The organism is Vibrio sp. YT-18 (assembly GCF_033337345.1).
GTDB classification, from domain to species: domain Bacteria; phylum Pseudomonadota; class Gammaproteobacteria; order Enterobacterales; family Vibrionaceae; genus Vibrio; species Vibrio alginolyticus.
Window position 1 is genome coordinate 63,419 of record NZ_JAWOQO010000008.1, and the last position, 25,870, is coordinate 89,288.

At 44.9% G+C, this 25,870-nt stretch carries 25 protein-coding genes; 12 read left to right on the plus strand and 13 right to left on the minus strand.

Going from position 1 to position 25,870, the window contains the following annotated elements; translation table 11 throughout:
* Positions 1–44: 44 nt before the first annotated feature.
* Entirely contained in the window at positions 45–1,400 is a 1,356-nt protein-coding gene (locus R7M72_RS12640; RefSeq protein WP_042523392.1) for a diguanylate cyclase, read from the plus strand.
* A gap of 387 nt (positions 1,401–1,787) precedes the next feature.
* Here the strand turns inward: R7M72_RS12640 and R7M72_RS12645 are convergent, their stop codons facing one another.
* Positions 1,788–3,344, minus strand: a complete 1,557-nt coding sequence (locus tag R7M72_RS12645; protein WP_080773721.1) for a DUF3612 domain-containing protein — start codon at positions 3,342–3,344, stop codon at positions 1,788–1,790.
* A gap of 174 nt (positions 3,345–3,518) precedes the next feature.
* On the opposite strand from R7M72_RS12645, the gene R7M72_RS12650 reads away from it, so the two are divergent.
* Positions 3,519–4,097, plus strand: a complete 579-nt coding sequence (locus R7M72_RS12650; RefSeq protein WP_250654507.1) for a hypothetical protein — start codon at positions 3,519–3,521, stop codon at positions 4,095–4,097.
* Positions 4,098–4,187: 90 nt separating this feature from the next.
* On the opposite strand, the gene R7M72_RS12655 is transcribed toward R7M72_RS12650, so the two are convergent.
* On the minus strand, positions 4,188–5,201 hold the full coding sequence (locus tag R7M72_RS12655; RefSeq protein ID WP_017635511.1) for a GGDEF domain-containing protein: 1,014 nt from the start codon (positions 5,199–5,201) through the stop codon (positions 4,188–4,190).
* A gap of 349 nt (positions 5,202–5,550) precedes the next feature.
* Between R7M72_RS12655 and R7M72_RS12660 the strand changes: the two genes are divergently transcribed.
* Genes R7M72_RS12660 through R7M72_RS12670 form a run of 3 tightly spaced genes read left to right on the plus strand, consistent with a single transcriptional unit; the run spans position 5,551 to position 9,154 of the window.
* On the plus strand, positions 5,551–6,903 hold the full coding sequence (locus R7M72_RS12660; RefSeq protein ID WP_318056206.1) for a DASH family cryptochrome: 1,353 nt from the start codon (positions 5,551–5,553) through the stop codon (positions 6,901–6,903).
* Positions 6,903–8,447, plus strand: coding sequence for a cryptochrome/photolyase family protein (locus R7M72_RS12665; protein WP_318056207.1), 1,545 nt, complete (start codon positions 6,903–6,905; stop codon positions 8,445–8,447). The genes R7M72_RS12660 and R7M72_RS12665 overlap by 1 nt, the downstream gene beginning before the upstream one ends.
* The gene (locus R7M72_RS12670) at positions 8,447–9,154 is read left to right on the plus strand and encodes an SDR family oxidoreductase (RefSeq protein WP_053304655.1); all 708 of its coding nucleotides are present in this window, start codon (positions 8,447–8,449) and stop codon (positions 9,152–9,154) included. The genes R7M72_RS12665 and R7M72_RS12670 overlap by 1 nt, the downstream gene beginning before the upstream one ends.
* Positions 9,155–9,215: 61 nt before the next feature.
* On the opposite strand, the gene R7M72_RS12675 is transcribed toward R7M72_RS12670, so the two are convergent.
* Both R7M72_RS12675 and msrB read right to left on the minus strand, forming a co-directional pair.
* Complete coding sequence (locus tag R7M72_RS12675; RefSeq protein WP_080996743.1) at positions 9,216–9,362, minus strand: DUF2256 domain-containing protein; 147 nt, start codon at positions 9,360–9,362, stop codon at positions 9,216–9,218.
* 33 nt (positions 9,363–9,395) lie between these two features.
* A complete protein-coding gene (gene msrB / locus R7M72_RS12680; protein WP_318056208.1) occupies positions 9,396–10,538 on the minus strand; it encodes a peptide-methionine (R)-S-oxide reductase MsrB in 1,143 nt (380 codons plus the stop codon).
* 202 nt (positions 10,539–10,740) lie between these two features.
* Between msrB and R7M72_RS12685 the strand changes: the two genes are divergently transcribed.
* Together R7M72_RS12685 and R7M72_RS12690 are read left to right on the plus strand one after the other, a co-directional pair.
* Positions 10,741–11,139, plus strand: coding sequence for an OsmC family protein (locus R7M72_RS12685; RefSeq protein WP_005374132.1), 399 nt, complete (start codon positions 10,741–10,743; stop codon positions 11,137–11,139).
* A gap of 129 nt (positions 11,140–11,268) precedes the next feature.
* Positions 11,269–11,829, plus strand: coding sequence for a sugar O-acetyltransferase (locus tag R7M72_RS12690; RefSeq protein WP_053304653.1), 561 nt, complete (start codon positions 11,269–11,271; stop codon positions 11,827–11,829).
* Between the two features lie 520 nt (positions 11,830–12,349).
* Here R7M72_RS12690 and R7M72_RS12695 read toward each other — a convergent pair.
* The 5 genes from R7M72_RS12695 to R7M72_RS12715 form a co-directional block, all read right to left on the minus strand.
* Positions 12,350–12,541 carry a hypothetical protein gene (locus R7M72_RS12695; protein WP_230856630.1) on the minus strand — a complete coding sequence of 64 codons (192 nt, stop codon included), beginning with the start codon at positions 12,539–12,541 and terminating at the stop codon, positions 12,350–12,352.
* 838 nt (positions 12,542–13,379) lie between these two features.
* Positions 13,380–13,562: a hypothetical protein gene (locus R7M72_RS12700; RefSeq protein WP_021035913.1), complete on the minus strand. Its 183-nt coding sequence runs from the start codon at positions 13,560–13,562 to the stop codon at positions 13,380–13,382.
* Positions 13,563–13,726: 164 nt separating this feature from the next.
* On the minus strand, positions 13,727–14,413 hold the full coding sequence (locus R7M72_RS12705) for a helix-turn-helix transcriptional regulator (RefSeq protein ID WP_053304651.1): 687 nt from the start codon (positions 14,411–14,413) through the stop codon (positions 13,727–13,729).
* Between the two features lie 47 nt (positions 14,414–14,460).
* Complete coding sequence (locus R7M72_RS12710; RefSeq protein WP_021452372.1) at positions 14,461–14,775, minus strand: hypothetical protein; 315 nt, start codon at positions 14,773–14,775, stop codon at positions 14,461–14,463.
* Between the two features lie 115 nt (positions 14,776–14,890).
* Positions 14,891–15,814, minus strand: coding sequence for a LysR family transcriptional regulator (locus R7M72_RS12715; protein WP_318056209.1), 924 nt, complete (start codon positions 15,812–15,814; stop codon positions 14,891–14,893).
* Between the two features lie 138 nt (positions 15,815–15,952).
* Here R7M72_RS12715 and yjjG point away from each other — a divergent pair, with 138 nt between their 5' ends.
* Both yjjG and R7M72_RS12725 read left to right on the plus strand, forming a co-directional pair.
* Positions 15,953–16,627: a pyrimidine 5'-nucleotidase gene (yjjG, locus tag R7M72_RS12720; protein ID WP_005374109.1), complete on the plus strand. Its 675-nt coding sequence runs from the start codon at positions 15,953–15,955 to the stop codon at positions 16,625–16,627.
* A gap of 51 nt (positions 16,628–16,678) precedes the next feature.
* Positions 16,679–17,218: an NUDIX domain-containing protein gene (locus tag R7M72_RS12725; RefSeq protein WP_053304650.1), complete on the plus strand. Its 540-nt coding sequence runs from the start codon at positions 16,679–16,681 to the stop codon at positions 17,216–17,218.
* A 79-nt stretch (positions 17,219–17,297) separates the two neighbouring features.
* On the opposite strand, the gene R7M72_RS12730 is transcribed toward R7M72_RS12725, so the two are convergent.
* The 4 genes from R7M72_RS12730 to R7M72_RS12745 form a co-directional block, all read right to left on the minus strand.
* The gene (locus R7M72_RS12730) at positions 17,298–17,732 is read right to left on the minus strand and encodes a hypothetical protein (RefSeq protein ID WP_033906267.1); all 435 of its coding nucleotides are present in this window, start codon (positions 17,730–17,732) and stop codon (positions 17,298–17,300) included.
* Between the two features lie 20 nt (positions 17,733–17,752).
* Positions 17,753–18,304: a YtfJ family protein gene (locus tag R7M72_RS12735; RefSeq protein ID WP_005374105.1), complete on the minus strand. Its 552-nt coding sequence runs from the start codon at positions 18,302–18,304 to the stop codon at positions 17,753–17,755.
* 79 nt (positions 18,305–18,383) lie between these two features.
* Positions 18,384–19,130, minus strand: coding sequence for a carbonic anhydrase family protein (locus tag R7M72_RS12740; RefSeq protein WP_318056223.1), 747 nt, complete (start codon positions 19,128–19,130; stop codon positions 18,384–18,386).
* Between the two features lie 50 nt (positions 19,131–19,180).
* A complete protein-coding gene (locus R7M72_RS12745) occupies positions 19,181–20,524 on the minus strand; it encodes an OmpP1/FadL family transporter (protein ID WP_318056210.1) in 1,344 nt (447 codons plus the stop codon).
* A 769-nt stretch (positions 20,525–21,293) separates the two neighbouring features.
* On the opposite strand from R7M72_RS12745, the gene R7M72_RS12750 reads away from it, so the two are divergent.
* From R7M72_RS12750 to R7M72_RS12760, 3 genes are read left to right on the plus strand one after another with little or no spacing between them, the layout of a single operon-like run.
* Positions 21,294–22,469 carry an efflux RND transporter periplasmic adaptor subunit gene (locus tag R7M72_RS12750; RefSeq protein ID WP_054576182.1) on the plus strand — a complete coding sequence of 392 codons (1,176 nt, stop codon included), beginning with the start codon at positions 21,294–21,296 and terminating at the stop codon, positions 22,467–22,469.
* 1 nt (position 22,470) lies between these two features.
* Entirely contained in the window at positions 22,471–24,435 is a 1,965-nt protein-coding gene (locus R7M72_RS12755) for a MacB family efflux pump subunit (protein ID WP_054576181.1), read from the plus strand.
* A gap of 14 nt (positions 24,436–24,449) precedes the next feature.
* Positions 24,450–25,826: an efflux transporter outer membrane subunit gene (locus R7M72_RS12760; RefSeq protein WP_318056211.1), complete on the plus strand. Its 1,377-nt coding sequence runs from the start codon at positions 24,450–24,452 to the stop codon at positions 25,824–25,826.
* Positions 25,827–25,870: the final 44 nt, after the last annotated feature.

Here is a 25,870-nt window from a genome sequence, read left to right on the forward strand (position 1 = left end):
ATAAATAAAAAATCTCGTAGTTGTATACGAGTTGTGGGGAGAAAATGCGTTATTTACCCAGAAAACGATGCTATTTTGCATTGTTCTTCCTCACCTTTTTCGCTTTGTGTATTGGGGTTATCGAGCTGTTAAATCGAAACCAGCAAGAGCTTCACAAAGAGCGAGTTCAAGTTGAGGCCAAAGAACAACTTTCCATTCTCCGTTCCAATTTGGAAGCGGTACTTATGGCGGATATCTACAAAGCCAGTACTTTAGCGACACTCATTACGTTACTTCCTAAAAACCAAGAAGAAGAATTGAGTATCGCCGCTCACCGAATCCTAAATAAAAGTAAACATATTACAATCATCGGTATCGCGAAAAATGATGTAATTAGTCATGTATTTCCACGCCAAGGTAATGAGCGCCTAATCGGCCTTGATTACCGCGCAGTGCCACAGCAGTGGGTACAGGTGCAAAAAGCCAAGGATGTACAAGAAATTTTCATCGCAGGGCCAGTGACTTTGATTCAAGGTGGCCGAGGTTTGATCGTGCGTGTGCCTGTTTTTCTTGATCCTCCAATGAATCAGGACTACTGGGGAGTGATCAGTGCGGTGATTGATTTCGATGCTCTGATGAGAGAAACCGGCGTAATTGATTTCTCGTATCGTTACCCTTTAATGATCCGTGGTTACGATAGCGGTGGCTCATTTGGTGATGCTTTCTTTGGCGCGCAAAGTGTAAATAGCATGGCATATGCAAAAGAGATGGTTCATTTTCCTTATGGTGGGTGGAGTATGGTGGTTTTCTCTGGAGGCAAAGCTGATCGCCAAATCTCTTGGCATCAGTTGCATTTAGCTAGAGTAATCGGCTATCCCATTATATTCGCACTTAGCCTCGCGCTGTTCGCCATTTATCGACTGTATACCATTGCAGATGACAGAGCTTTACACGATGAACTCACGCGTTTACCAAACCGTCGCTATTTTATGAAGTTTTACAAGCAGCAGTTTGAAATAGCGAAACGTTATAAAAAGCGTTATAGCTTCGCCTTAATTAATATTGACCTAGATAGGTTTAAACACATTAACGACACCTATGGTCACGACGCAGGTGACAAAGTTTTAATCGCTACGGCTGAAAGGGTAAAAAGCTCTCTGCGTAAATCAGACATCGTGGCCAGAATGGGCGGTGATGAGTTCTTAGTTGTAGTTCATCACCCAGGAACGGAAGAAAATGTTCAGTCTCTTCTACAAAAACTTCGATTAGCGCTATGCTCTACGCCCGTCATTTACGATGAAACGCTTATCTATTTGAAAGCCAGTATTGGGTACGCGATATTTGACCCGCAAATGTCATCTCCTGAGCAAATGATGAAAATAGCCGATGAGAGAATGTATCAACAAAAGCATGGCGGATGAGCCTGAACCCAGTTTCAATAAGGGGTTAGAGGAATGGTAAAGTTGGGAGCCCGAAATCTCATCATCATTGAGGTGCAAGAATATGTGACTTCATATGTTCACAGACACTTTGCTGAGAGAGTCGTTATTAGCAGTGCATTCAGTGGCATATTTGCATAATGTTGCATTTTGCAAATGCAGTTTGCGAAATTAATGGTTAATAAAGCAACGATATGCATCTGGATCTACTAAAAAACGGCTTTTTTAAAGTTGGCACGCATCGTGCTTTACTTAGAGTGACCCTTATTAAGCCGAGGGTCACCTAGCCAACTGACGTTGTTAGTGAATACAAATTGTTCACAAGTATATACCGCCAATCACATTTATTGTGATTGGCGTTTTTTCTTTCTAAAGCCCGATGATATTCACGTCGCTGCCCGTCTCATCAGCTTCTCCGCACTTGCTGTAACAACTAGGTTGTCTTGGACAAACCGCCCCTCTGGAGCAGATCAACCTTGCTTGGGTTTGAATCCCGCGCTCTATCCAGTTGATGTTTAATATCTTAGCGATAGTCGTTAAGTCTTTTTTGATGTGGGGAGGAATAACACTACTTCCGCCGGAAGCGACACAAAGGGACTTAAGTTCTTCCGCTATGGAAACGGCATCGCCACCTTGTGCAGAAATAGCAGGGTTAAGATCAATACCGGCACATAGCACGCGATTATTTCCCGCAGGATCAAATACGTTGACCGATTCGCAGCAGTAGATACGTGGCTCGTCACCAACATTTAAAATCGAAATTTGCGCTGAACTTGTATCCAAAGGCTGGGAAAGGCGTCGGAATACGGCCCAGTGCTGGCAAGGGTCGTTCACTTTGCGCATGTTGCCCCAAGGCAATGGAATACCATTTCCGCGATACACGGCTTTTAACTTGCCAGGGCCATAGGCATCAAAATAGTGCCAATGAGGGTAAGGCGAGACCACCGTCATGCGACGCATTGCAACGGAAGGAGAAACGCCGGCCTTTTTGTGAACATCAATCTCGTAACCAGAACGGTCAAGCAACTGACGAAAGGGTACTTTGGGGCAGAGTAGGGCACCGGCAAAGAAGCTGGACTCAAAATCACGCCAAGCTTGCAGGATATCTTGCGAATTGAGTTCAGAGTTCGACACAGGGCTGTCCATTTGCTCCCAATTGTTTTGATGCCCGATAGATAAAACGTTATTCATTGCATCGCTGCTATGGAGCACTCGATGACCAATATATACCGCCAAGTCATACTTCAATCGGGTTGGATAGTCACGCATTCGTTTATTGAGATAAATAGTCCCAGGTGGCTCCATGAAAGACGTAATCAACTGTTTGGCGCTGACGCCCAGTTCATCAATCACATCTTGTGGCGCTCGATCTACCCAGCGGATATCCAATCCCATACTCTTTGCAATGTCTACGAGATCTTCTACAGATAGATTCAGCCGCTTCAAGCCGACCTCTTCGGCGGCGCGCTCTAAATCAGGAAAATGGTTTTGATGGTTTTCTTGGTGTGCGCGGATCAGTAAGTGGGCGAATTGACGCCCCGTGATACCTGTTTGGGAGAGCATTTCTGGTATCGCGATTTGAAGAATATCATTGGAGAACAGGAAGCTCGGCTCCAGCGCCATGCCACTAATCCCACCACGATTCCCTTTGTTGGGTGTGATGGCTTCTAATTCGGGTTCATCATCTAAAAACCACGCAGGATCTTTTTGAAAAACTTCCGCGATCACTTCGAGCATATCGATACTCGGTACGCGTTTTCCGCGCTCAATCATCGAAAGGTAAGAAACCGAAGGAGCGTACTCTGGATTAATTCTTACGCAACGGGCAGATAAATCTTCCATCGTTAAATGGTTGTTTTTTCTTAGATTACGAATTTTCGTACCAAGAAAATGAGACTGACGAATAAGGCTTTTTGACACAGACATTTTGTAAAATTCACATTGTAAAATTTTTGTTGTGAAATTGTAGTCAATATTTCGCTAGTCTACATAATGAGCAGGCAAGGAAATTAACCATCCACTTCACAGAATTGCCTGAAACTTAAATAAAGGATTTAAGTTTTTACTCTAGGACGAGTTTTTAAGTGCGAGGATATGACGATGAATATGCTGAACTTCGATAAAAAAGAGATGCAACAACAACAACGCCCATTTATCGCTGAAGCCGTATTTGCCGTCGAAGCGGTAAGTGCTGAGCAGCAGAGTGAGAAACAAGTAAAAGCGAAGCAACTGCTTGACCGCATGTTCCCATTGGAGAACGGGTCGCACCAAGACGTATCAAGTTACGTAATTGATTATCGCCATGTATTGGCTTATTTCAAAGACGGTTCGCATAGCGGCCTGAAAAGCCCGAAACATTTTGTGGCGTACACTGGTGAAAAGGAAGATCCAAAGTCGATTTTGTTTAAAGATGATTCGGGCAATCATGTAGAAGTGCTGTTTGGCTGTCACAAAGGCACTGGTTGCGTGGAATTAGTGGACATTGACGATATTCAATTAGAAACTCGCACGACGTTTCATCCTGAACTAACTGGCAATGCACCAACTGCGATGCGCCATTGGATAAGTCTAATCAAAGGCGACAAAAAAGGTAAGCCGATGGCATGCAGTGAAGATAAAGAATATACCGCAAAAAATGGTGACGACTACATTCTAAGTTACTGCTACAGCGTCGATTAAGATACTCATGATTGGATACAAAAACCCCGCACTTTACAGCGCGGGGTTTTCTTTTTTATCATAAAAGTCGTTTTCGCTTAGCCAGTTTATTTAAATTGGCATCACGCGGTTACGACCGAGTTGTTTTGCTTCATAAAGCTGTTTATCGGCTTTATTGATTAAGGCTTCAGGCGTATCACCCAGCTCAAATTCTGCTACCCCAAAAGAAGCGGTAATGCTGTGAACTTGTGTGCCTGAGCGCTTATCTCTGATACGCAGTTTTTCTATCATCCGGCGTAGTGTGTCTGCATATTGGCGAGCAATTCGCAGAGATTTGTTAGGTACAATTAACGCGAATTCTTCACCACCAAAACGGTACGCACATATCCCATCTCGACAACTTTGTTGTAGCCGGCGGGCAATGGCTTTTAATACTGTATCGCCAAAAAGGTGCCCGTAATTGTCGTTAAATGATTTGAAATGATCGATATCAAGCATGATCAAGGTCATTGCCTGATTTGATGCAATAAGTGAAGAGAGATCTTTGTCAAATGCTCGGCGGTTGTATAGGTTTGACAAACCATCGAACAACGCATCTTGCTGTACTTCAGCCAGTTGGTTTTTGAGGCGAGAAATTTCTTCACTCGCGTTAGTCAATTGGCTATTCAAAAACTTTGTTGAGTGACGAATTTCGTGTGACTCTGCGACAAGTTGACGAATCACTACCATCACTTCTTCAATGCTTAGGCTATTGTCCTCAACTTTTTCCAGTTTATTAAAGCTTTTGTCTACCATCTCGGAAAAGGAGGAAGTATCTGAAATCGTATCGCTCATTGAACTGGATACTTCATGTAGCAGAACTTCTACATTGGTTCTAAGATCTTCAAGGCTGGTTTCTGCTTTGCTGGCCACATAGTTGTTGTAAAGCTGTTTATTGGTTGCTGGAGGGCAAATACCGTAGTTTTCTAACACCATGTCTAACTCAAAGTTGAGTTCTGGAATGGTCTTGTCAACGTAGGTATACCAAAGCGCGTAGTTGGCTGGCGTGGCAGCAACATGGTTTTTGATCATCAGTGGGACCGCTTTTTTTAAATTAGCGGTTGATTTCTTAAACTCGTCGGTCATTTCTGCGATGGTACTAGCAAAATGGGATTGGGCTTAGATTAACGGATATTAACTAATGTCGCTTTAATTTTTATCACTTTTGCATGGTTTATATAGAAAATGAGTGATTAAGATCGTGATCAATACCGTTGGATTCAAATTTTATAAAATATCAGTATGAAACATGTACAGGCATTTGGTGGTATTGCGTGTTTTGAGATATCCAGCAAATGGATTCCGTTTGAACGTTAGTAACCTAATGATCGTCAAACTCTCGTTTTCGTATAAAAGCAAGTAAATCAAAAGGCTTAACGTCAGGGTCTCCGTGAAAAGAACTCGTAGACGAAGAATTAACATCTGAGGGTGCGAATTGAAAAAGAAAATAGGACTTTATTGGTTCACGAACGACTTGCGATTGCACGACAACCCACTGTTGAAAAGCGCCAGTGTAGAAATGGACGAGTTAATTTGCTTGTATTGCTACCCTTCAATGACGCCTTACTTGCATCACTTTGCGCAGGAAGCCTCTTTCGGGCGTGCGAAATTGCAGTTTCTCGACTTATCGCTTAGTGAACTCAATCAATCTTTGAATCACCTTGGTCAGCGATTATGGGCGGTTGAACTGACGCCCGATCAAGCAATCAAGTATGCTGTTAATCGCTTCGGCGTCACACATATATATGCTGACGCCTTTCCCGGTTCGGATGAGCAACAAGCGTTAGATCGCGCAGTTGAAGGCGCGTCTCATGTAAAAATAAAACAGCAAGCAATCCGGACCCTGTTAAGGGAAGAACAACTGCCATTTGACTTGAGCAATCTGCCTACGACTTTCACGCAGTTTAGAAAGCAAGTTGAAGGTTTAGACATCTCTCGGCCCCACGAGAGTATCCGTTCGTTACCTCCAATTCCTTTAGGTGTGAATCTTCCTTCCGTTACTGCATATTACTTTGACACAAAAGCTGCGTTTCATGGTGGAGAAAGCCGCGGGCTTGAACATTGTCGCCAGTATTTTGCTTCCACACTAGCCAGTGAATACAAACAAACACGCAATGGTTTAGATGGCATGGATTACTCCACCAAGTTCTCTCCTTGGCTAGCTCATGGGTGCGTTTCTCCGAAAACCATTTATGCCATGTTGAAACGTTATGAAGCGGAGAATGGTGCAAATGATTCAACCTACTGGATTTACTTCGAGCTGCTTTGGCGTGAATACTTTTATTGGTATGCCCGTCGACACAAGCGACAGCTCTTCCGATTCGGTGGCATCCAAAATCAAGCACCACTCACCAGCTTTTACGCGCACCGTTTTCAACAATGGAAGAAAGGTGAAACGCCATTTCCTATCGTCAATGCGTGTATGCACCAACTTAATGAAACCGGTTATATGTCGAATCGTGGCAGACAGTTAGTCGCCAGTTGTTTGGTGCATAAACTTGGCCTTGATTGGCGTTATGGCGCGGCGTACTTTGAGTCACAACTGGTCGATTACGATGTGGCATCAAACTGGGGAAATTGGCAATACCTAGCGGGCGTTGGTGCTGATCCGCGTGGTTCACGACAATTCAACCTCGAAAAGCAAACCGAAATGTACGATCCGCACATGGAGTTCATCGATAGGTGGCAAGGTCGTTGTGCTGGCGCGCATTTGGATAGTGTAGACATGGTCGATTGGCCGATTGTGATGGGCAGCAGTGGCAAAGCTTCGTCACCGGAGAAACCGTAATGCAATTTGAAACCGTACGATTGATCTTGGGCGATCAACTTAACAGTGAGCACTCTTGGTTTCAGCAACCGGATGAGCAAGTGCTTTACCTGATTGCGGAGCTCAAGCAAGAGAATACTTACGTCACGCATCATATTCAGAAAGTGTGTGCGTTCTTTTCTGCAATGGAACAGTTTGCGAAAGAGCGTCAGAGTGAAGGTCATCAAGTTCTGCATCTCACACTGGATGACACACAATCCTTCGACGATCTTGAGCAAGTCTTGCAACACTACGTGAGCGAAGTTGGTGCAAGTAAGTTTGAATATCAACGCCCGGATGAATACCGTTTACTAGGGCAGTTAGCCAAACTAAAGCTTGATGGGGTCGTGACGCGTTGTGTCGATTCGGAACACTTTTTGTTGCCGTTTGAGGAAATAGAATCGCAGTTTCCTCAAGGCAAACACATCATGATGGAGCACTTTTATCGCCGCATGCGCAAGCGCTTCGACATCTTGATGCAAGACGGAAAGCCTGTAGGCGGGAAATGGAATTACGATGCCAACAACCGTAACAAGCTCAAAGCCAAAGACATTGAACAACTGCCACAACCTTTGATGTTCAGTACCGACGTGCGCGATATTACTGATCGGTTGGCACGACATGACATCAAAACCATCGGAAATCTTGAAGGAGACTTGTTGTGGCCGATCAATCGCGCGCAAAGCCTCTCTTTACTCGCGCATTTCTGCCAAGTCTGTCTGCCGTTATTTGGACGTTTTCAAGATGCCATGACAGGCCAGCACGATGCTAAGTGGAGCTTGTATCACAGCCGAATTTCATTCTCGCTTAACAGCAAATTGCTGCACCCGAGAGAAGTCATTGATGCTTCACTCAAGGCATTTAATTCCAACGCAGACATCGACATTTCTCAAGTCGAAGGGTTTATTCGCCAAATATTAGGATGGCGAGAGTACATTCGAGGCGTCTATTGGGCGAACATGCCTCATTACCCGAAAAAGAACGAGTTGGGCGCAGAAAGAAAGCTGCCAGATTTCTTCTGGAATGGTGAAACTAAAATGGCTTGTATGCGCAATGCGATTGGGCAGTCCCTCGATTACGCCTACGCACACCACATCCAACGATTGATGGTCACTGGTAACTTTTGCTTGCTAACCGAGATCGACCCAGATCAAGTGGATGAGTGGTATCTCGGTATCTATGTTGATGCGATTGAATGGGTCGAAATGCCGAACACACGTGGCATGGCATTGTTTGCGGATGGCGGCATTGTTGGCACCAAACCTTACGCGGCGAGTGGTTCTTACATCAACAAAATGAGCGACTACTGTAAGGGTTGCCATTACGACAATAAGGCGAGGAGTGGGGAAGGATCGTGTCCGTTTAACAGCCTTTATTGGCGCTTTATGAACAAACACGACAAGCGCCTCGCAGCCAATCCACGAATCGGGATGATTTTCCGCTCTTGGGACAACATGGAAGAACAACAACGCCAAGCGATTCTTGATACCGCAGAGCACTACATAGAAAACGTGGAGAACTTGTGATGGAAATACTCATCGTCGGTGGCAATGGTGGAATTGGTTTGGCGATGGTGAGAGAAGCCGCAGCTCGGTTTCCTCAAGCTCGCGTGCATGCCACTTATCGTAAGCAGCAACCAGATTGGCAACACCCAAATGTCGTTTGGCATCAAGTGGATGTATCGCAAGACGAGCAGGTAAAAGCGTTCAGTGAGCAGATTGAACACGTCGATTGGTTGGTGAACTGTGTTGGTACGTTGCACACCCAAGAGAAAGGTCCTGAGAAGAATCTTAGCTCGCTCGACGCAGACTTCTTTCAGCAAACCATCACGGTTAATACTTTGCCAAGTTTGCTGTTGGCGAAATACTTCACGCCCAAGCTAAAGCGCAGTACTGCACCCAAGTTTGCGACCATTTCGGCCAAAGTTGGCAGCATTAGCGATAATCAGTTAGGTGGTTGGTACAGCTATCGAGCATCGAAAGCCGCATTAAACATGTTCCTCAAAACCATGTCGATCGAATGGCAAAGAATAGTCAAACATGGCACGGTGCTTTCACTTCACCCTGGCACCACAGATACCGCTTTGTCGGCACCTTTTCAAACCAATGTCCCAGAGGGAAAGTTGTTCACGCCAGAGCGAGTTGCTAAGGATTTATTAGGCTTGATAGAAAAAGCAACCCCGCAAGATAGCGGGGCGTTTTGGGCTTATGATGGGACGTTATTACCTTGGTAAGAGAACGCGTACAAACGTTAATACAAAGGGAATAACATGCTCCAGAGAGGGTCGGAGTGACCTACGTTTTCGTTGGTTTATTTCTTCGGCAACGCTCAGAACAATAAACGATTTCCTCCCAATTTCGCGCCCACTTCTTTCTCCAAGAAAACGGGCGCTGACAGACCGGACAGACTTTCATGGGAAGGTTGGATTTAAAACCTTTCATCGCGCTGAATGTTCACTCCTAATTTGGTTAAAATTACTTATCAAATAGGTACAGGTAATCGCCGTAGCCTAAACTCGCCATCTTGTTCACAGGTACAAATTTCATCGCAGCAGAGTTCATGCAATAGCGTAATCCCGTCGGCTTAGGACCATCTTTAAACACGTGACCTAGGTGTGAATCACCAAACTTACTGCGGATCTCCGTTCTAGGGTAGAGCAGTTTATAATCGGTTTTCTCCACGATGTAACCCGGGTTAATTGGTCGAGTAAAGCTTGGCCAACCTGTGCCAGATTTGTATTTATCAGTAGAAGAAAATAGCGGTTCACCGGTCACAATATCAACATAAATTCCCGCTTCTTTGTTGTCCCAGTATTCATTATCAAACGGACGCTCCGTGCCTTCTTCTTGCGTCACGTAATACTGTAGCTCTGTTAAGTTTGATTTGATTTCAGACTGAGCAGGTTTACTGTACGCTTTCACTTTCGAAAGCAGTTTGTTTTCTTCAATCAACTGTCGAAGTGTTTTAGGGCTTTCTTTTCGATCTTCACCAAACACTTCGTCGAGGTATTTATCGCGACCTGATGCGTAGCGGTAGTATTTGTATTTCAGGCTACTCTTCTTGTAGTAATCCTGATGGTACGACTCCGCAGGGTAAAACTTTTCAAACTCGATCAGCTCTGTTTTCAACGGTTTTGGATAGATCATCGCCTTGTCGATTTCCATCATAAACTGCTTAGCAATCTGCTTTTGCTCCGCATTATGGTAGAAGATCGCTGGACGGTATTGAGGACCACGGTCAACAAATGAACCTTTATCGTCGGTAGGGTCGATATGACGGAAGAAGTAGTCCAGCACTTGCTCGTAGTTCACGACAGCAGGATCGTACTTCACCTCAATCACTTCAATATGACCAGATTTACCAGAAGAGACTTGGCGGTAAGTCGGGTTTTCAATATGACCACCTGAATAACCTGATACAACATCGATTACGCCGGGCAGTTGCTCTAAATCCGATTCTGTACACCAGAAACAACCGCCAGCTAGCGTTGCGATTCTTGTTTTCTCTGAAGCCTTCAGCTTATCCATCGTATCGGCGGTACCTGTTTTACTCAATAGTAGAAACAAGACTGGAAGTGCGAAGGAGAAACCGGCCAATAACTTAGACATATTCTTCATAGCTACCTCATCGTTATTTTTGTAGAAAGTGTTACTTAAATAAAAAGTGTTACGTATAGAGAAAGGTAACCGAGCGAAAAAATTACAGTAATGTTGAAAATTCCGTTGCCCTTTTATGCGATAGAGCTAAAGTATCGACAAGAAACACACCGCTAGTAAGGGCAACGATGCCTTGAATAAGCGATGCTAAATGAGGTAAATCATGCAAGCTGAAGTTAAATGGATAGAAGATTTTAAATTCCTTGGGCAATCTCAGTCGGGCCACTCCGTAGTGATGGATGGCAATGGTGGTGCAACCGCACCAAGCCCAATGGAAATGGTACTAATGGCTGCTGGTGGCTGTAGCTCTGTCGATGTTGTTGATGGTTTGAAAACGGCAGGCCAAAAGGTCTCGTCAGTTAATGCCAAGCTAACCACAGAGCGTCGTGAAACCGCACCGCGTATCTTTACGCAAGTGAATATCCACTTTGAAGTGTCAGGTGACGAGCTTGACCCAGAAGTCGTAGCAAAAGTGGCGGCTGACTCGCTAGAAAAATACTGCTCGGTTTGCTTAATGCTAGGTGAAGGTGTTGAGATGACCCACAGCTGGGAAATTGTGTAAGCCGACAGACTCCACAAAATATAAAAACAGGAAAGAGAAAAGTCCGGGCTTTTCTCTTTTTTTATTTCGCAATTCACGTACCTTGTGAGGAATCTGAAAGCAGTAATTGCAGGTTGTAGGAGTCTTCCAGTGACAGAACTAGAAAAAATGATGTCTGGCCAGGTCTTTGATGGCATGGACAAAGAAATTGACGCCATTAGAAGCCATGCTCTTCAAGCACTTAGAGCGCTCAATAATAACACCGACGAAAGTCAGCGCGACGAATTGCAAAAGCAGCTATTTGGCAAGGTAGGCCGTTGTATTGTCCAGTCCCCTTTTCATTGTGAATTTGGTAAGACCATCGAAATAGGTGAAGAAACCTTTATCAACATGAACGTGGTCATGCTCGATGGTGCCAAAATTACCATCGGGAACCACGTGCTCATTGGACCGAGCGTGCAATTTTATACCGCTTCTCATTCTGTTGATTACCGAAGTCGTCGACGTTGGGAAACGTTTTGTAAACCTATCACGATTGAAGATGATGTGTGGATTGGCGGAAATTCCGTCATCAACCAAGGTGTAACAGTTGGCGCTCGCTCGGTGATTGCGGCGAACTCGGTCGTTAACCATGATGTGCAGCCAGATTGTCTATACGGAGGCACGCCAGCTAAGTTGATTCGTCGTCTCAACGAAGAAGAATTATTGTAAGAGAGCAAGCGTCGTTGTGACAATTATATAGCTTTCGAGAAGAATATAGCTTATTCGAGTTACATTAAGCCCAAATAAGCTATTTCTACATTATTCAACTTCAAAGTTTCAACTTGAACTTGAAAAACAATAAGGTATTAAGGGTTTAAACTATCTACTAATGCGAGTATTCCAGCTGAAGAGAATACGACTATCAGCATAGAGGAGTTTATAATAATTATTCCTATTAATAGAATTGATAGTGAACGGTACCATCTAGGCACTTCTTTGGAGATATCGGGTAACTTTCGTTTTTTACCTGAGCTAGGTTGGACGATTAAACGAACAAACATCAATGTTCGGAAAAATGCGTAAGGCCATCCCGTAAATAGAGCTAGTTCGAAAGTGTTAAAATAAGGTTCTGTAAAGTAACTATTGACAACTTTTTTTGGCATTAAAATATGCATGATACCTATAAATAATGTCTGGAGAAAAATAATCAATATTCCAGAAAACATTAAGTATCCAATAATATTCCAAACTAATTGCATATGGCACCCAAGTTTGTCTTTGAAACTAAGTCAGGCTGAGAGCCTAAGTTGTTGTATGTAAGCACAGCTGCTTTACCGGAGGCGTACCCAATAGCGGTAGTACCGGCAGCGAGTACAATGGCAGTCCACCAGTCAATAGGGTTTGATACTAAAAATAGACCGACTAACGCGCTGGTACCCATTCCTACAGCTGTGCTAGTTATTGACTCAACAAAAATTTCATTCTTCTCATGTTGGTCTTGTGTATTCGCAATCTGAATGCAGGAAGCCGTTAGACCAACACATACTAAAACATGTCCGCCAACTTTAGATGCTTGAGCTATTTTATTCAGTTTTTCGGCTTGTTTAACTATATGAGCATTCGCAGGTAACCCTCCACTTCGAGCTATGCGAATAGACTCGTAAGCTTTTTATTATCAAGTGATAAATTTAGCCTTTCATATGGAGCACCATACATGTTTAATATAATTGATGATAAGTTATCATGAGTTTTTATTTTATACTCAAATAATCCCGACACAGAGCACCTCTAGCTAATAATTTGTTTGTGCAGATACTAACAAAAAACTATATTTAAAAAGGTTTATTTTTTGCATTCTAGACTTTCATTTTAAAAAGTTACAAATTAGCTGATGTATTTATTATTTGTATGAAATTGTTAATGTGATTTTTTACATTTAAAGTGTGATATTAAACTTGGTTGGATAAGTGAAGGTCATACATGATTTGCTAGTGATAAAAAATACAAGTGCTAACATTGTAGAGTTTATGATAATTACCCATATTGTTATGAAGGATAATAGGCGGTACCACCTAGGCTCCTCTTGGGATACATCAGGTAACTTTCGCTTTTCACCTGAGCTAGGTTGAACGATTAAACGAACAAACATCAATGTTCGGAAAAATGCTTAACGCCAACCTCCAAATATAGTTGGTCGTGTATAAAATTGATAAACTTAAATGGCGAGATGTAAGCCTTGCACAACTAACAAAGGTTGGTTAAACAAGGCTAATAGTCGGTTATGGATGAATAACGATTTGTTGCTCCTCAGTCATCACAAGTGTCGCTTTGCTTTGTTCGATAAGTTGGGCAGCATAAGAAGGGGTAACGGCCTGCATATCACCTTTAGATCGAAGAGTTAAAGACTCCCACGCTTGATCTCGATATTTCCCTGCTTGGGTGTATTGAATCAGTACTTTCATAGCTTCACGCTCCGGTGTGGTTGACGTGCTACTTAAGTTAACGATCTTAGGTTGGTTGCGCATCTGTTAAAAATGAAACATTAGTTTAACCAAATGTGCATTTCCAAATATCGCGCATTGAGCAGAGCAATTTATAATCCTTGTGATGGAAGGATGAAGAACACTCAATCTTTCGATTCATACTGCGCAATATAATGTTTGAGAGATTTGGTTTCCGCACTCTGAAACTCTTCATCGTGCATACGCAGTGCTTGGATACGGTCGAGGCGGAACTGGCGGTAGTCGTCGCGCAATTCGCACCAGGCGACCAGCGTCCAGACTTTGCCCCAAAAGAACTGGCCTAACGGTTGGATTTTTCTTTCGGTCACTTGTCCGCTTTCATCTTGGTAATCCAAACTGACCTTTAACTGATGATCAATCGCGTGGCGCAGGAGCTGCCCTCGTTTGGCAGTCTCGGATTGGGTGTGATAATCGGGCACAATCAGCGGACAATCTTCCACTTGTTGCTTGAGCTTATCGGGCAATACCGAAAGTATTTTGGTGGACGCAGAGTGAGACGCTTCGGCGAGTTCGGCATCCGACCAAGCTCGAACCATCCGCATACCCAGTTCAAGCGCCATCATCTCTTTTTCTGAAAACATCAAAGGCGGCAGATGAGAGCCAGCTTGCAATAGGTAGCCAACACCTGCTTCACCTTTAATAGGAACACCAGAACTAAGCAACGACTGAATATCGCGATAAATCGTACGTTCGCTAACTTCCATTCTTTCTGCGAGCTCTTTCGCTGTCACGGCGTAACGCTTTGCGCGCAGAAGCGTCAGTAGCTCAAACAGTCGTTCTGATTTGCTCATGATGTTCCTTATCTAGACCTACTGGTTGTTAGTGGTAGTGTGGCTGATTACTTCTCTAGCTCACTGCACATTTTTAAGTTGTGATGTTTAAGCTCGAAGCTTTCGCAGTCAATCATTGATAACAGAGGCTGAAATTCAGCGGCTTGCTTAATCTGTTTTCCCGCCTGTTTGGCATCGTCCATTGAACGCCAGTAAATGATGTCTGTCCACACATCGTCCGTAGCTTCGTGACTGAGCGAGCGATACAAAAAGCCCGGCAGATTCTTCACAAACGTTTGTGACTGTTTGGCAGCGGCGATCACGTCTTGCTCTGTTGTGCCTGCGGTTAGACGAAATTGCACAGTTTCGATAACGGTTTCCATATTGTGATTCCTTATTGGTTTTGGCGGATTGCCTGTTGAGTTCCAAATAAGGTTACGCGGATGGAATGTCAGAGCATGTCAGTAGTGAAATCTCACTCACTTATCATCAATATGGTTATTTTTCTGGGCTATTGTAACGATCCCAGTAAGGTAAATCTGTGCCGAGCTTTTCGCTGATAAAATCGATAAAGGCTCTTACTTTCAACGGCATGTGCTTGCGCTCAGGGAACACCGCATAAATGGCGTGTTCTGGTAGAGAGTACTCTTCCATCACCGGTTTTAGATTTCCTGCGGCAAAGTCTCTTCCTGCAATAAATGTTGGCAGTTGCGCAATGCCCGAACCTCTTAACAGCAACTGGCGAATGGCTTCGCTGTTATTGACGATAAAGTTTCCTTTTGGAAGTACCTTGTATTCGCTGCCGTTGTTGATGAACATCCATTCGACGCCGCCACGGAAATAGGAGTAGCGCAGGCAGTTGTGACCGACTAAATCACTTGGTTTTTGTGGTGTTCCAAACTCCTCTAAGTAATCTGGTGAGGCACAAAGCACATTTTTACAAGGAGCGAGACGTTTTGCGATTAGATTGGAAGAGGTGAGTTCACCAATACGGATCCCCAAATCAAAACCATCTTTAACCAAATCGACCATTTTGTCTTCGAGGTTTAAATCCACTTCAATTTTCGGGTAACGAGCGAGAAACTCGCTGATCAAAGGCGCGATATGCAGCACACCGAAAGACATCGGCACGGTAATTTTGAGCCGACCTTGTGGAGAGCCTTGCAGCTCCGATACCGCGTCCACGCCTTGTTGGGCTAGGTTGAGCGCTTGAGAGGCGTACTCAAAATAGCGTTCTCCCGCTTCGGTCAGGCTCAGCTTACGCGTGGTTCGGTTAAGGAGACGAATGCCCAAATCGTCTTCTAGTTGGTTGATGCGTTTGCTGATCGCCGATTTCGTCAGATTCAGCTGTTTGGCCGCAAGGGAAAAGCTGCCGCATTCGACAACAGCAACAAAAACGGGCAGGGAGGCAATCGCGTTCACATCAATCTCCTATTATCGTGAAGCATTTATTGTTGAGCACAAGGATACAATTAATTTCCAATTATAGAGATTATCTTCAAGAAGAAAACAATCTAGACTATGCACCAATATTACGACCTTGATTTTGGGAAGAAGAAAATGAAGTACGATTGGATCCTGTTTGACGCTGACGAAACCTTATTCCACTTTGATGCTTTCAAAGGTTTGCAGCTTATGTTTTCTCGCAAAGGCGTAGATTTTACTGAACAAGATTTTGCTCATTACCAAACCGTAAACAAACCGCTTTGGGTGGATTACCAAGACGGCAAAGTAACGGCAGATGAGCTAAAACATAAGCGTTTTACCGAGTGGGCTGAGAAGTTGAATACCACAACAGCAGATCTCAACAGTGCATTTTTAGAAGCAATGGCCGATATTTGCAGCTTGTTGCCAGGTGCAAAAGAGCTGATGGAAGCGCTGCAAGGCAAAGCTAAAATGGGCATTATCACCAACGGTTTTACAGAGTTGCAAGCAATTCGCCTTGAGCGCACAGGGATGACTGAGTACTTCGATAAAGTGGTGATCTCTGAACAAGTGGGCGTAGCAAAACCGGACTTAGGTATTTTTGAATACGCGATGCAGCAAATGGGCAACCCATGCAAAACGCGCGTACTGATGGTGGGTGACAACCTGCATTCCGATATTCTGGGTGGTAATAATTTTGGTATTGAAACTTGCTGGTTAAATACCACAGGCGCAAGCGTCGATGAGCGTATCGCACCAAATTACACCGTTGAGTCTTTGAGTGAACTAAAGAACATTTTGGTGGCGTAACCGAATCGGGTATTATTCCGCAGTAACCCTCAGAAAAATCAAGGAATAATCATGTCAGACATCAAACAGCTAGACAGCAAAGTCGTTTACCAGAATAAGTGGATGACGGTGCGAGAGGACAAAATTTTACGTCCGAGCGGCGCAGAGGGCATCTATGGTGTGGTCGACAAACCTGATTGTGCTGCGATTCTGGCTATCGATAACGGGATGATTCACTTGGTTCAGCAGTACCGTTACACCGTAGGTCAACGTTGTTGGGAGATCCCACAAGGGGCGTGGGAATCAAATCCAGATGCGGATCATCTTGAGCTTGCCATAGGCGAGCTGCGTGAAGAAACGGGCATGCAGGCGAGCGCCATGGCGTATGTCGGCGCGCAGTTTATCGCATACGGCTTTTTGAATCAGACATGTCACGTCTACTTCGCCAGTGACTTAACGGACGTGGGCAATCAACTCGACAGTGAAGAAGAGGATTTGATCACTCGTGCTTTTTCTGTTGAGGAGTTCGAACAGATGATGATCGACGGCACGATCAAAGATTGTGTCACCATCGCCGCTTATGGTTTGGCGAAGCTGAAGAAATTCATTTAGTTATCCATGATGATTTTTTAATGAAAACAGCGGCCTAGTGCCGCTGTTTTTAGTTTGGGTGAGCTCGTTGAGCCATCGCTTACTCGTCGATTTTCTTACCTAAGATTTCCACTTGCGCTTTTTTGGTCACCCCCGCGACTTGCAGCGCAGTGCTGCCAACCGATTCATAGTTCAACTCGATCTTGTCTAATTTCGCGCTATCTTTTGTTGGTAGGCTTAAGCTTCTTGATGACATGCCTTTAGTCAGAACACCTAAACTGTCGAACGTCTTTTCCTGACCATCTTTCATGATTACTTTAACGCTTTTCAGATCGACCGTACCTTGCGTACATTTGATTTTTATGTGGCTGAAACGAGTGTTAGCAAATGGTGACAGTGGATTGACTGTGTCGGTTTCCGATTTAAAACTGACGGTTTTATCTGCAATCTTGTCCCAATCGTTGTCTCCAGCAACCGATTGGAAAGAGGCTACAGTCGCTAAAAGACAGAGTGCGATGGTGTTGAACAGTTTCATAGCTTTTCCTTACCTTAGGTTTAGATATTCTGTTTAATCAGTTCGATGACGTGTGTGACTTCGTCTTGAGTTAAAGCCCCTTCTTTCACGAATAAAATTTCGCCTTGTTTATTTTGTACGATAATCGCAGAACTTTCTTGCTGCAGATCCCAAGTTGTTGCTAATACGCCATTTTTGTCTAACACCATGGAAGACCAAGAGAATGTCTTTTTGCTGTCCTCTGCCGACGATTTTACAAATGTACCGGTTCCCCAAATGGCGTCTTCTTGGTTGATCACGGTCGTGGTCTGATACTGATCTTCAGGAAAGTGAGCGGCAGTGATTGCTGACATCAGCGGCGCGTTCATCTCTTTAGCTTTACTACGACCTGCAATGGCTTGTATCACACGGACTTTGCCTAACATCTGCTGAGTTGCCCAAGGTTGATAAGCCACATCGTCTCCTTGCAGCGTCATTTCGCCATAGGTATCAATGCTGACGGATGGGGTAGTTTGACCGACAGAAAGGTTATGAGAGAAGGCGAGTGTCGGGGCGAGTGCGAGTAAGAGTGACAGAACAGATGGAGTTTTCATTGGGGGTTCCTGTAACTAAGTGAGGTTAGAGCGAATCAAAATAAGGGGCAAATACGATGCCCCTTATCGGATTTGGCGATTAGTTAGAAAGTACAACGCGCGCATTTAACGGTTGCAGCGGACGATTGTTTTGTCCCATGACTTCCATCAGTTTCGCGGCTTGATCTTTGGATAAGGTTTGAGTGTCTTTAAGCACAAACCAGCGCACACCTTCTGAACATGGCGGTGTGGTTAAAGAGCCGTTAAATCGATAGTAGTTTGCAGTTTTTGGCAGTAAGTCTTTAATCTCAAACGTATCTTTAAAGAAAGTGGTTTGATTCTCTTGTGGGATTGCGTTGATCAGTTTAGACAGTGCTGCGTTTTGATCGCCAGCATCAAACATCACCGAAATTACCGCCAACTCGCCATTTGCGTTGGCGTGCACAAAGTGCGCTTCAAGTGGATATTGGCGGCCTTTGATTTGGTTTTCTGAAGGTGTGTGGAAATGGAACTGTTGCAGCTCGAACGTCTCGCCATCGATGGTGAAGCTGTTACGTCCGTTCACTTGCGCTTGCAGCGTATGACCATTGTTGGTTAAACCAATGACCTGACCAGTGTACGAAAGGTTCAGTGCTTCCAGTTTTGCATCGGCTGGGTTGTCGATGTTGATTGGGCTTTGGTTTTTCGTGGTTGCGCAGTCTTTGGCGATTTCTCCCCAGTGCTCTGGCCCGTGTTTGTCATTGCCATAGTCCCATTCAGAAGCCTGAGCCGCGCTTAGAGTGAGAAGTGAGAGTGAAAAAGCAAGTAGTGTTTGTTCATAATAATGTCTCTGTTCGGTCGCCTTGATAAGCGTTGTTACAAGGCAATGACCTAGAGGTCTGATCACTGCCTGACAAATTAGAAACGGTGGCAGAGCTGGGTACCAATTAGGAACGCATTTGAATGGGTAACGCCCGTCACCATCGGTGCAGGAACACCTTCATACGCGTACTCTTCTACGTTGACATCTTCACCAATCAAGTACGTCATGCCGATGTCAACCGTGGTATCTGATGACCATTGGTAAGAGGCCCCCGCAGATAACCAGTGACGGTTCGAATCTGGGATAGAAAGCGAAGTCAGCTCATCGACAGGTGTTTTGTCGAACATGTAACCCGTGCGTAGTGTCCAACGTTCATTGGCGTACCAAGTCGCACCGATGGAGTAGTGCGCGGAGTCTTGCCACTGAAAATCTTTTAGCAACTGATCATCAGCTTTCAAGCTGTCAAATGCTGACCAACCAATCCACTGCACAGAATAGTGCAGGGCAAATTTAGGTAAGACGCGGTGATAACCGGAAAACTCCGCAATATCCGGTAGCGGCATAGCAAGCGAGTCGTACGATTCGCCAGCAAAGTGGATGTCACCCTTGGCATCAATGTTAGGGCTGTGCTTGTAGCTTAAACCTAAGCGATGACGTTCGTTAAACTCGTACATCATGCCAATGTTCGCGCCAAGCCCAATGCCGCCAGCTTCCACATCAAGTGCGTTGCCTTTTACGGATCCACAGCGTTGTTCTAGTTCGTTTCCAAGTACGTTCCCACCAACGCAAACACCCACGTCCATATCGCGGTACAGCTCACCAGAGCCGTAAATCACATCAATACCACCACCGATACTAAAACGATCGTTCACCTTGTATGCCAAGCTTGCGCCAAGGTTGACACTCGCTACGCTGGTGACACCGCCAAAAACAGGTGCGCCATAGTTTGGTTTAAACTCCATGTCGGTTCCGAAGTTGGAGTATGCCGATAAGCCTAGATACCAGTCGTCGTTGATAGGGTGAATAAAGTAAAAATTGGGTACAACGGCTGGTTGACCAACGCCATCGACGTCATCAATGTCGGTCACGGTTTGAGAGAAGGACGGGGTAATGTCAGCTTGAGGGGACGGAGGAAAACCACCCATACCAACATTGACATCCGCATTAATGTTAGCTCGATGATATTGCGCATTTTTAACGGTAACGTCAGGTTTGACGTAAGTGACACCGAACGATAAGGCATTTTGTTTAAACAGCGTCATCGCTGCGGCGTTACGGCTGACTACAGACGCATTATCACCAATGACGGCATCACCAGCAAAAGCACGACCAAGACCCGTCGCCGAATGTTCGTTAATTTGAAAACCACCGGCATACGCCGTCGAGGAGGCTAACCCGATTAATAAATAAATCGGTGAAAGAGTTAATTGTCGCTGCATGTTTTTCTCATGAATTAATTAGAAGTTGTATTGCAACGAAAATCAGTAAAATAAACAAATCTGACCAGTGCATTTAAGAGTAAAACTAACAGTGTGCTGACAATAAGTAAATTTAACTTAATAAATATTTATTGTTGAATTTATTAATGCTTCATGGCGTGAATATAGTGGTTATTTTACGTGTAAATTAAATCCTGAACCTCTATTTTTATTTTTGCGGTATTACTTCTCTATTTTTATTGTACTGACTGTTCCCTAACAAATAGAGGGAAATCCAGCGATAAAGTGTCCGTGATGGAAACTCTGAGTCATTTGTATTTCCATTGCATCCCAACGTTGGTAGTTCGAATCAGCAAGAGAACTATCGTTTAAACCCACATGACACACTCCTCTCGGTCTTACCTGTGTTATGTGGGTATTTTTTATTTAACTTATCACTTAACTCCTCTTGAAATTCAATCATCAAAATGGCCATAATGAAATTTAAATTGATGGAATGTTGAATAATTTTGGATTTTACTGGTTTGTTGGTATTTAAAAGTTTTGTTTATAATACTTATAACTTGAATTTCTATATTAAAAATGATCTTTGTTATATTTATTGAATGATAAAGTTTTGAAGTGACTATAATATCTCGGATTTTTCACGTTAGTGAAGTTATTCCTTCAGTATCTTGACGTTAATTTACCTATCTTTACGTCTCGTACCCTGTACGGCTAAGACAAATAGCAGTATAAAATCAAAACGATTATTTACTTCACTCCTGCTATGAAACTCAATAAAAAATGGCTCGTTTTGTGTGGCCTACTTGCTATTGGTGCTGGTGGTTATCATTATCTGCAACGTCCAGAACCCATTTCTCCTTACGCGACAGAAGTCGTTCGCAAAGGCAATATCGAAAAGGCGGTATTAGCTAACGGCATGTTGCAAGCGTCCAAATTGGTGAATGTAGGTGCGCAAGTATCTGGGCAAATTCAACGCCTCGCTGTGAACTTAGGGGATGAGATAAAACAGGGGGACTTGATTGCACAGATTGACAGCCTGACTCAGCAAAACAGCCTCAAAGAAGCCCAAGCGTCTCTTAATAGTCTCAACGCTCAGTACCAGGCTAAGCAAGCGCAGATTAAACAAGCAAACTATGAATACGTGCGCCAAAAAGGCATGTTGGCAGCGAAAGCGAGCTCACGAGCTGATTACGAGAATGCCGAAGCGACGCTCGCCATCTACAAAGCCGAGTTAGCGCAACTGGATGCCGAAATCGAGAAAGCCAAAATCAACGTCGACAATGCGCAGTTAGATCTCGGTTACACCACCATCAACGCACCGATGGATGGCACGGTGGTCTACACCGCGGTGGAAGAAGGACAAACCGTAAACGCCAATCAAACCACGCCAACTATTATCGAGTTAGCCAAGCTAGATACGATGACGGTGAAAGCCGAAATTTCGGAAGCCGATGTGATTTTTGTTCACCCCGGCCAAACGGCGCTGTTCACCATTTTAGGCAAACCGAATCAGCAGTTTAAAGGTACATTGCGCGCCATTGAGCCGGGGCCAACCATCATGGATGGCGATGACAGCGATTTGAGCATTTCAGATAGCGACGCCATTTACTACAACGCTGTATTTGATGTGAAGAACCCGCAAGGTATTTTGCGCATCGGCATGACTGCGCAAGTTTCGATTGTCCTTGAGCAATCGGAAAATACCTTGATTGTCCCTTCACAAGTCCTGCAAAAATCTGGCGGCAAAGGCAACTATACCGTGCCAGTGTTTGAACAGGGCCAAGTGGTGCAAAAGCCCGTGACTGTGGGTATTAACAACAAAGTGAACGCAGAAATTCTCTCAGGTTTGAAGGAGGGCGACCAAGTTGTTCTTGGCAATGCTATGGATGGAGAATCATCAAGCCGAGGTGATCGTCGTCGACCTCCAATGAGGTTCTAAGATGAGTGACGTGCTTTTAAAAGTTGAGGATTTAACTCGACGTTTTGTCTCTGGCGACGAGTCGCTTACTGTGTTGAACCACATTAATTTAGAGATAAAACGCGGTGAAATGGTCGCGATCGTGGGTGCATCAGGCTCTGGTAAATCGACGCTGATGAATGTGCTCGGCTGCTTGGATAAACCGTCCAGCGGTCGATACTTCATTAATGGGCAAGATGTCTCGACGTTGGAATCCGACCAACTGGCGGAGCTGCGCCGCGAGTATTTTGGCTTTATATTCCAGCGTTACCACCTGCTGGGGGACCTAACCGCGGTGGCAAACGTGGAAGTACCGGCGGTTTACGCGGGAGTTCCTCATCGTCAAAGAACGGAGCGAGCGCAGTCGTTATTGGCACGCTTAGGGCTGGAAGATCGTTTGACCCACAAGCCCAGCCAACTGAGTGGTGGCCAGCAACAGCGCGTGAGTGTTGCTCGTGCACTGATGAACGGTGGTGAGGTGATTCTCGCCGATGAGCCCACTGGCGCATTAGACAGTCACAGTGGGCAAGAGATGATGGCACTGCTTAAAGAGTTGCATCAACTTGGGCATACGATCATCTTAGTGACTCATGATATGAACGTGGCGAACTTTGCGGATCGCATCATTGAAATCAAAGATGGTGAAATCATTGCAGATACGCCAAATGCACAAGTTGTAATCAATGAGCAAGCAGCAAAGACACCGAGCGCGTCTTTTCATCGCCCAGCGCAAGCCGCCAGTAAGTGGTGGAAGTGGGACAGTTTTATTGACGCGCTCAAAATGGCGCTGCTGGCGATGTCTAGCCACAGAATGCGCACGTTTTTGACCATGCTCGGCATCATTATTGGTATAGCTTCGGTGGTTTCCGTGGTGGCACTAGGTAATGGTTCACAACAGCAAATTTTGTCGAATATTTCATCCATGGGAACAAACACCATTGATGTCAGGCCGGGCAAAGGGTTTGGTGACCGCCGCTCCGGACGAGTGAAAACGCTAACCGCCGACGATGCTAAATCGTTGGAGAGTCTACCTTTTGTCGACAGTGTCACGCCGTCTTTATCCAACAGCTTAACCGTGCGTTACGCCAATCAGGATGCAACCGCGTCTGTGGAAGGGGTTGGGGAAGATTATTTCCGTGTGCGCGGTTATGAGATCGCCAAAGGTCAGTTTTGGGATGAAGACAGCGTGAATTCGCTCGCCCAAGAAGCAGTGATTGATGACAACACCAGAAAGGAAATGTTTGCGGATAGAAATCCGATTGGTGAAGTGATTTTTCTAGGTTCATTGCCAGTGCGTATTGTGGGTGTCACGCAGAAAAAAGAAGACGCGTTTGGCAACAGCGACGCGCTGAAAATTTGGGTGCCATACACCACCATGTCGGGACGAATGATGGGACAACGCTACCTCAACGGCATTACTGTACGGATTGATGAGAACGCCCCAAGCGCAGCGGTAGAACAGAGCATCATCAACTTGTTAAAAATGCGCCACGGTACAGAAGATTTCTTCACGATTAACACTGACACCATTCGTCAGAGCATCGAGAAAACCACCGCAACCATGACGTTACTGATCTCAGCGATTGCGGTGATCTCCCTAATTGTCGGCGGAATTGGCGTAATGAACATCATGTTGGTGTCGGTGACAGAGCGCACGAAAGAGATCGGTGTACGAATGGCTGTGGGTGCGCGGCAAGCGGATATTTTGCGTCAGTTTTTGATTGAAGCGGTACTAGTGTGTTTGTGTGGTGGCATTGCTGGTATTGGCTTGGCGTTTTTGATTGGTTTTGCATTCAGTACATCTGGCAGCAGCTTCCAAATGATTTACTCAATGAACTCGATCATCTGGGCGTTTATTTGCTCAACGTTGATTGGCATCGCTTTCGGCTTTTTACCCGCTCGCAATGCCGCCAAACTCGATCCGATAGAAGCGCTAGCGAGAGACTAAAAATGAGTAACACAATGAAATTCAAAACTCGATTGGTCGCGGCTGCCTTAAGTGCAGTGTGGTTGTCAGGTTGTGGGTCGCTTATGCGTAGCGACTATCAAGCTCCTGAGGTGCAAGTGCCTGCAAATTGGCAACAGATGCATGTTGCGGGTGATGTCAGTATGGATCCTTGGTGGTTGGCGTTTAACGACCCAACGCTTAATCAATACATTGCTCAGGTGTTGGCTCAAAACAACGATTTGACGCTGGCAACGCTAACGCTAAAGAAAGCGCGTTTACAGCTGGGTTTAACGCAAGATGACCTTTTCCCTACGTTGAGTTCTTCCACATCAGGACAAGTTCAAAAATCTCTTGATAGCGGGGAATCGGCAGATAGCTACAGCACTAACTTGTCCGTCAATTACGAGTTGGATTTGTGGGGAAAAATCTCGGCAGACGTTGACCAAGCCAAGTGGACGGCGATGGCAAGTCAACAAGATCGCGAGGCGACCGCACAAAGTTTGGTGGCAACGACGGCATCGTTATATTGGCAAATCGGCTATCTAAAACAGCGCTTAAACCTCAGTCAGCGTAATGTGGAAGACGCAGCTCAAACGCTACAATTGATTGAAAAACAGTACCAACTTGGCGCTGTGGATCAGTTAGATGTGCTTGAAGCCAAACGTACGTTGGCAAGCTTACAAGCGCAGCAAAGTGAGTTTGAACAGAGTTTACTTGAGGCAAACAACGCCTTTGCGATTTTGTTCAATCAACCGCCGAAGAGCATCAGTGCAAACATCCAAATGCTGCCTGAAGGCGATATGCCATCGTTGAGTGTTGGTGCTCCGTCTGATTTATTGATCCGCAGACCCGACATTAAAGCAGCGCTTTATGAAGTCAAAGCCGCGCTAGCAAATAAAGACGCAGCAGATTTAGACTACTTGCCCAAGCTGACGCTCACTGGGGCTTTGGGTGGATCGTCACAAGCGCTCAAAGACCTGTTTTCCAACCCTATCGGCAGTTTAGGTGCGGATATGACGTTGCCGTTTTTGCAGTGGAATGAGATGAAAAATAGCCAAGCCATTGCCGATTTAGACTATCAATCGGCTATTGTGAGTTATCGCCAAGTGTTGTACGCCGCATTCCAAGATGTCGAAAATGCCTTGTCAGCACGCGAGAAATTGAAGTATCAAGCGGCGCGTTTACAAGAGCAATATGATGCCGCAAGTGCCGCTGAGTCCATTTATGCTGCGCGGTATCAGTATGGCTCGACGTCGATCATGGACTATTTGAATGCACAAGAAGACACCAGAAACGCGCAAGCTTCTTTGTTGGAAAACCGCTACAACCAGTTTCTCACTCAGGTTACGCTTTACCAGTCTTTAGGAGGAACCGACGTTGCGCCGTTGTAATTAGGGATCAGCGCACACTAGCGAAGCGTCATGCAACAAAGCCT